Source organism: Roseomonas rosulenta (assembly GCF_016106005.1).
GTDB classification, from domain to species: Bacteria; Pseudomonadota; Alphaproteobacteria; order Acetobacterales; family Acetobacteraceae; genus Neoroseomonas; species Neoroseomonas rosulenta.
This window is the reverse complement of sequence record NZ_JACADR010000236.1, coordinates 1-7107: the sequence shown is the minus strand read 5'-3', so window position 1 is coordinate 7107 and position 7107 is coordinate 1. Positions and strand designations below refer to the sequence as shown.

General features: G+C 74.0%; 3 protein-coding genes. 2 read left to right on the top strand and 1 reads right to left on the bottom strand.

Annotated elements, in window-relative coordinates:
• Nucleotides 1–124: 124 nt before the first annotated feature.
• Nucleotides 125–967, bottom strand: a complete 843-nt coding sequence (locus HW578_RS20600; protein WP_198372592.1) for a hypothetical protein — start codon at nucleotides 965–967, stop codon at nucleotides 125–127.
• 159 nt (nucleotides 968–1126) lie between these two features.
• Between HW578_RS20600 and HW578_RS20595 the strand changes: the two genes are divergently transcribed.
• Both HW578_RS20595 and HW578_RS20590 read left to right on the top strand, forming a co-directional pair.
• Nucleotides 1127–6232, top strand: a complete 5106-nt coding sequence (locus HW578_RS20595; RefSeq protein WP_198372591.1) for an alpha-2-macroglobulin family protein — start codon at nucleotides 1127–1129, stop codon at nucleotides 6230–6232.
• Between the two features lie 300 nt (nucleotides 6233–6532).
• On the top strand, nucleotides 6533–7107 hold a 575-nt coding region (locus HW578_RS20590; RefSeq protein WP_369407945.1), incomplete at its 3' end, for a transglycosylase domain-containing protein.

Sequence of the window (7107 nt, the reverse complement as noted above, 5' to 3'; positions counted from 1 at the left end):
TCGCACCCGCCTGGTGCTCCTTCAGCACCCCGATGATCTGCTCCTGCGTGAACCTCGATCGCTTCATCATCCGTCTCCCTTCGACGGACTCTAGCTCAGGGCGGGGGCATCCAAGGGGGCGGGGTCATTCCGACAGCATCGCGAAGACCCAGGGCGGCGGGCCGGCCAGCATGTCGGTGTCGCGCATCTCCGTGCCCAGCGTGCGACGCATCTCGTCGGGGCTGCCGAGCGGCATCGGCGGCGCGCTGCGCAGTGCCATCACGAAGACCACCGCCTGCGCCAGGTCCCGCGCGCCCGGCCCGCCGGCCGAACTCTCCGCCAGCGCGCGCAACTCTGGCACGTCCGACAGGCGCGGCGTCCCCAGCGCCGCCACCATGGTCGCGTCCTCGCGCGTCGCCAGCAGCACGCCCGGCGCGGGCACGGCGTAGCGCAGGGAAATGGCGATGCTGCCACCCAGCGCATCGCCATCCGCGCGGTATTGGGGGTTGATCGCATTGTCCGCGCCGCGCGCCAGAACCGCCTGGCCCGCAATGCTGCGCGGCGCGAAGCCCCGCGATGCGAGGCGCGGTGCCAGCGCCTCCAGCCCCGGCATCCGCGCGCCCGCCAGGATGCGGATGCCGTTCGGCAGCCCCCCGGTCTCGAGCACCAACAACGCCTCGATCGCGTCGAAGTCGAAGCCGGATACGCTTGGCCACTGGTCCACCGGGCCCATCGGCATATGGCCAAACCCTACCGCCGCGGTCCGCACGACGGCGGCCGCGCGCGTCGCGCCCGGCCCGTAGGTCCGCCCGCGGCTGCCGGCCAGCAGGTCCACCCGCGCATAGGACAGGATCGCTTGCCCTGGCTGCATCGCGCTGGTCATAGGTGGTGGCAGCAGGCGCATCAGCGCGGGCAGGGATGTATCGGCGGTGTGCGCCGGGGCGGCGGCGACGGCCAGCGCCATCGCGAAGGGAAGCAGGGTCTTCATGCATTCATTCTGCCCGGCGCCGCAGCAGCCAACAGCCCGCCGCGCATCGCCACGTGAAGCGCTTCACGATCCCGCGCGCCCCTTGCGCTCATTACGTGCGCGACGCCGCGCGGCGTGTCATGCTCGGCGCGCCGTGCGTCACGACTGGAACCGCTCCACATGCGCCTGATCCGCCTGCTGCTGATCCTCGCCCTCGCGATGCCGGGCCTGGCCGCCGCGCAGACCTTCGACCTGCCGGGGCTGGGGCGCGACGCCACCGCCTACCTGCAGGAGATGCAGCGTCGCTTCCCCGCCGGCGCCTCTCCGCAGCAGCGCGCGGCGGCCGAACTGCGCGCCGCGCAGGCGGAAGGCCGGCGCGACTACGCCGCCGCCGCGGCCGCCTGGGAAGAACGCATCGGCATGGGCGGGCAGATCGGCGGGAACCTTTGGCTGTCCCTCGCGCAGGCGCAACTCAACAGCCCGCAACCCAACAACCAGCGCGCGCTGCAGGCCGCCTGGCGCGCCTTCCAGCTCGCCCCCTACGGCGAACCCGAAATCGTCCCCCTGATGGCGATCGCCGAGGCGCTGCGCCGCCTCAACCGCCCCGTCCAGCAGATCGAGGCGCTGGAAGCCATCCTGGAGCGCACCGACAGTCCCGAGCACCGCCAGCGCCTGGAAGCCGCGCGCCGCGCCGCCGGCATGCTGGTGCGCCGCGTGACACCGGAGGCCGATGCCGACCCGGCCCGGGCCTGCATCGCCTTCACCAACCCGCCGGCGCGCCGCACCGACTGGCAGGCGCAGGACTGGGTGCGCGCCGACCCGCCGATCCCGAACCTCGCGGTGGAACGCGAGGGCGACCTGCTCTGCATCGCCGGCCTGCCCTGGGGGGCCACAACGCGCGTCATCCTGCGCGCCGGCCTGCCTGGCGAGGACCGGCAGAACCTGCGCCAGGAGACCACGGTCGGCATCGCCGTGCCGAACCGCGACGCGCGCATCGCCTTCGACACCAGCGCCTTCATCCTGCCGCGCGGGCAGGAGCCGCGCGTGGGTGTCGCCACCGTCAACGTCAGCGGCATGACCATGCGCATCGTGCGCGTCGCCGAGCGCAACCTGGTGCCGCTGCGCCGCGAATGGCGACCTGGCGAGGGCCTGGAATCCTGGTCCGCCGAATCGATCAGCGAGGAGATGGGACGCGTCCTGTGGGAAGGCCGCGCCGAGCTCCAGCGCGTCGAGCCCAACCGCACCCACCGCTCCATCCTGCCGCTGCCCGAGGTGCTGCGCAGCGCCGGGCCGGGCGCCTACCTGCTGGTGCTGCGCCAGGATGAGTCGCGGCGCGGCGGCGGCACGACGGCCGCGCTGCCCTTCTTCGTGACGGATATCGGCCTGACCGCCTGGCGCGGCGCCGATGGCCTGGCGGTGCAGGCGCGCAGCCTGCAGGCCGGCACCATCACCGCCGGCCTGCGCGTCATGCTGATGGCGCGCAACAACGAGATCCTGGCCGAGGCCCGCACCGGCGCCGACGGGCTGGTGCGCTTCCCGGTCGCGCTGATGCGCGGCACCGGGCCGCTTGCCCCCGTCGCCGTGCATGCCGAGACCACCGACGACATCGCTGCCCTCTCGCTCGAGGCCGCCTCCTTCGACCTGTCGGACCGCGGCGCCACCGGCCGCGCGCATCCCGGCCCGGTCGATGCCTTCCTGTGGCTCGACCGCGGCATCTATCGCCCCGGCGAGACGGTGAACGCCGCCGCGCTGATCCGCGACCCCGCCGGCCAGCCGCTCGACCTGCCCGTCCGCCTGCGCCTGCGCCGCCCGAACGGGCAGGTGGCGGCCGAGATCGTGCCGCCGCGCCAGGAGGGTGGGGCCATCTACTGGCCGCTGCGCCTGTCCGCCGGCGCGCCCTTCGGCCAATGGAGCATCGAGGCGCTGACCGACCCCGACGCGCCGCCCGTCGGCCGCACCACCTTCCGCGTCGATGCCTTCGTCCCGGAACGCCTGGAAGTCACCGCCGGCCCCGTGCCCGGCCCGCTGGTGCCCGGCCGCACGCTGGAGGTCCCGGTCACCGCGCGATTCCTCTACGGCGCGCCTGGATCGGGCCTGTCCGGCACCGCCGAACTCCGCCTGGTGCACGACCCCGAGCCCTTCGAGGCCTGGCGCGGCTGGCGCTTCGGCCTGGCGCAGGAGCAATTCGCCCCCGACCTGATCCCCTTCGAGATCCCGGAGACGAACGAACAGGGCGCGACCACGCTCTCCCTCACCCTGCCGCAGCCGCCCGACACCACGCGCCCGGTGCGCGGCGAGGTCTCCGTCTCGGTGGCCGAGCCCGGCGGGCGCGAGACCCGCACGCGCTTCACCGTGCCGGTGCGCGCCCGCGCCACGCTGGTGGGCGTGCGCCCCGCCTTCGAGAACGACGCCATCGACGCCGGCGGCGAAGCGGCCTTCGACATCGCCGCCGTCTCGCCCGAGGGTGCGGCAGTGCCCGCGACGCTGCGCGTGCGCCTGGTGCGCGAACGCCCGAACTGGCGGATCGTCGTGCGCGGGTCGATCGCGCGCTGGGAAACGGTGTGGCGCGACGAACCGGTCGATGCGCAGGAACTCCGCGTCACCGCGCAGCAGCAGGCGCGCTTCGCCCGTAACCTGCCCTTCGGCCGCTACAGGCTGGAAGTGACGGACGCGAACGGCCTCGGCATCACCTCCATCCGCTTCCGCTCCGGCTGGGCGGGCGTCGAGAGCGCGGAGATCCCCGACCGCGTGGACATCGCCGCCGACCGCCGCGCCTACACGCCCGGCGAGACCGCGCGCATCCGCATCACGCCGCCCTTCGCCGGGCGCGCCTCGGTCGCCGTGCTGACCGACCGCCTGGTCGCGCTGCGCGAGATCGAGGTGACCACCGCCGGCACCGAGATCGAAGTGCCCGTCGATGCCGCCTGGGGCCCCGGCGCCTACGTGGCCGTCACGGTCTTCCGCGCCGGCGAGACCCGCAACGGCCAGGCCGGGCGTGGCCTCGGCCTCGCCTGGGTCGGCATCGATCCCGCGCCGCGCACGCTGGGTGTCGCGATCGACACGCCGGACCGGATCCGCCCGCGCCAACGCATCGAGATCCCGGTCCGCGTGACCAACGCCAACGGCCCGGTGCTGCTGACCCTCGCCGCCGTGGATGAAGGCATCCTGCGCCTGACCAGCTTCACCACGCCGAACCCGGCGGCGCATTTCCTCTCGCGCCGCCAGCTCGGCGTCGATATCCGCGACGACTACGGCCGGCTGATCGCCCCCGCCGAAGGCGAGCTGGCCCTGCTGCGCCAGGGCGGCGACGAGGACGCCGGGGCGGATGCGCTGCAGCCGCCGCAGCGCCTGGTCTCGCTGTTCTCCGGCGTGGTCCGCGCCGATGCGAACGGCGTCGCGATGGTCCCGCTCGACATCCCCGACTTCGCCGGGGAACTGCGCCTGATGGCGGTGGCCTGGGAAGGCACGCGCGTCGGCGCCGGATCGCGCCCGCTCACCGTGCGCGACGAGGTGGTGGCCGAAGCGCTGCTGCCGCGCTTCCTCGCCCCCGGCGACGAAGCCCAGCTGTCGGTGCTGCTGCACAACATCGAACTCCCCGCCGGCGAGGTGGCGGCGGAACTGACAGCCTCCGGCGGCCTCGCCATCAGCGGCCCGACTCGCCTCGCGGCGAACCTCGCCACCGGCGCGCGCGCGCAGCCCTTCACGACGCTGCGCGCGACGGAAGGCGGCGAGGGCGTGCTCCGCCTCGCCGTCACCGGCCCCAACGGCTTCCGCGTGGAGCGCGAGAGCCGCATCACCATCCGTTCCTCCCGCCCGCGCGTGACGGAAGTGGCGGGGGTGGAACTGCCCGCCGGCGTGGAACTGCCGCTCGCCCCGCCGATCGAGCACTTCGTGCCCAATGCCTGGCGCGCCAGCGCGTCCTTCGGCGCGGCGGTGCGCTACGACGTGGCCGGCATGCTGCGCGCGGTCGAGGAGTTCCCGCTCTATTGCCTCGAGCAATCCGCCTCGCGCGCGCTGGCACTCTCGGCCGGCACGACCGAGGATGGCGACACCGAACGCGCCATCCGCCTGCAACGCGCCGTCGATTCCATCCTGGACCGTCAGCGCTTCGACGGGTCCTTCGCGATGTGGAGCGCGAGCGGCGAAACCCAGCAATGGCTCACCCCCTTCGCGGTCGAAGCCCTGGTGCGCGCCCGCACCGCCGGCGCCACCGTGCCGGAAGGCGCGCTGCGCGAAGCGCTGCGCTTCCTCGACGACGCCATCGAGGATGCCGGCGGCGACAGCCCGCAGGACCGCGCGGCGCAGGCCTATCGCCTGCACGCGATGGCGCTGGCCGGCCAGGTGCGCCTGGGTGCGGCGCGCCGCCTGATGGAATCGCTCAACGACCTGCCGACCATGCTCTCGCGCGCGCAGCTGGCCGCGACCTTCGCGCGCGGCGGCGACACCGCGCGCGCGGAACAGGCCTTCACCGCGGCACTCGCCGCGACGGGCCGCCGCTTCTGGTCCTTCGACTACGGCAGCGCACCGCGCGACCTGCTCGCCACCACGCTGCTGCTGCGCGAATCCGGCCTGCTGCCGGAACGACTCAACCAGGTGATGAGCACGCTCCCCGGGCCGGACTTCACGCCCATCCGCACCAGCACCCAGGAACAGGCCTGGGCGGTGCTCGCCGCGCAGGTGCTGGGCCAGGGCAGCCGCGCCGCCACCGTCGCGGTGAACGGCACGGCCCTGCCGCCGCGCCCGGTGGTGATGGCCGCGCTCACCGGCCCCGGCACCGCACGCAACCTCGGCACCGCCTCCGTCTGGCAGTCGGTGTCGATCAACGGCATCCCGCGCGAACCACTCCCTGCCGCGCGCGAGGGCTTCCGCGTCACCCGCCGCTTCTTCGCGCTGAACGGCGAACCGCTGAACCTCGACCAGCTGCGCCAGAACACCTCCTTCATCCTGCTGATGGAACTGCGCAGCGAAACCAACGACCGGCACGAGGCCATGCTCATCCAGGGCCTGCCCGCCGGCTGGGAAATCGCGACGCGGCTGCCCGCCGGCGACATCGCCGGCATGCCCTGGCTCGGCACCCTCACCGAGGTCGACAGCCAACCGGCACTCGACGACCGCTACGCCGCCGCCATCACCCTCACCCCGCAACGCCCCTTCGCCCGCCTGGCCGTCCGCCTGCGCGCCGTCACGCCAGGCACCTTCGAACTGCCGGGCGGCGAAGCCCAGGACATGTACCGGCCGGGGATCTTCGCGCGCCAGAACACGGCAAGGATCACGGTGCTGCCGTGAGAGGGGCGCGCCGGGCGCAACGGTGGACGGAGGGGGCCTTGCCCCCTCCGGACCTCCCCCACCAGGGGGCTACGGCCCCCTGGACCGCGGGTTTTGAATCGGGGGAATTGGGGAGGGGCATCGCTGGTGCAGCCTAACCCAACAGGCGCGCCATGCCCCTCCCCAATTCCCCCGATCAACTCGAGGGTTCCAAGGGCCTTAAGCCCTTGGCGGGTGGGGGTGCGGGGGAGGGCGGCGCCCTCCCCCGCCGCCCGTCGCGCCCGGCACGCCGTCCTCGCGGTAGCCACCATCATCCTCGCCGTGCTGGCGCTCGACAGGATCTTCCCGCCGGACCTGTCGCGGCTGCATGCCACGGGCGTCGAGGTGTTCGACCGTGACGGCCGCACGCTGTCGGTGTTGCCGGCGCCGGGCGGTGTGTGGCGGTTGCGCACGACGGAGGCGGATGTTCCGGCGACGCTGACCGATCTGCTGGTGGCGGCGGAGGACCGGCGGTTCCGCGGCCATCCGGGGGTCGATCCGGTGGCGCTGTCGCGGGCGGTGGTGCAGTGGGTGCGGGCGGGGCGGGTAGTGTCGGGCGGATCGACGCTGACCATGCAGGCGGCGCGGCTGCTGGAACCGCGGCCGCGCACGTTGCGATCGAAGGCGATCGAGATCTTTCGCGCGCTGCAACTGGAGGCGCGTTTCAGCAAGGACGAGATCCTCGGCATCTGGCTCACGCTCGCCCCCCAGGGCGGCAACATCGAGGGCATCCGCGCCGGGTCCCTGGCCTGGTTCGGGCGCCCGGCGGCGCGGCTGGACGCGGCGGAAGCGGCGCTGCTGGTGGCGCTGGCGCGGCGGCCGGCGTCGTTGCGGCCGGACCGGCACCCGGAGGCGGC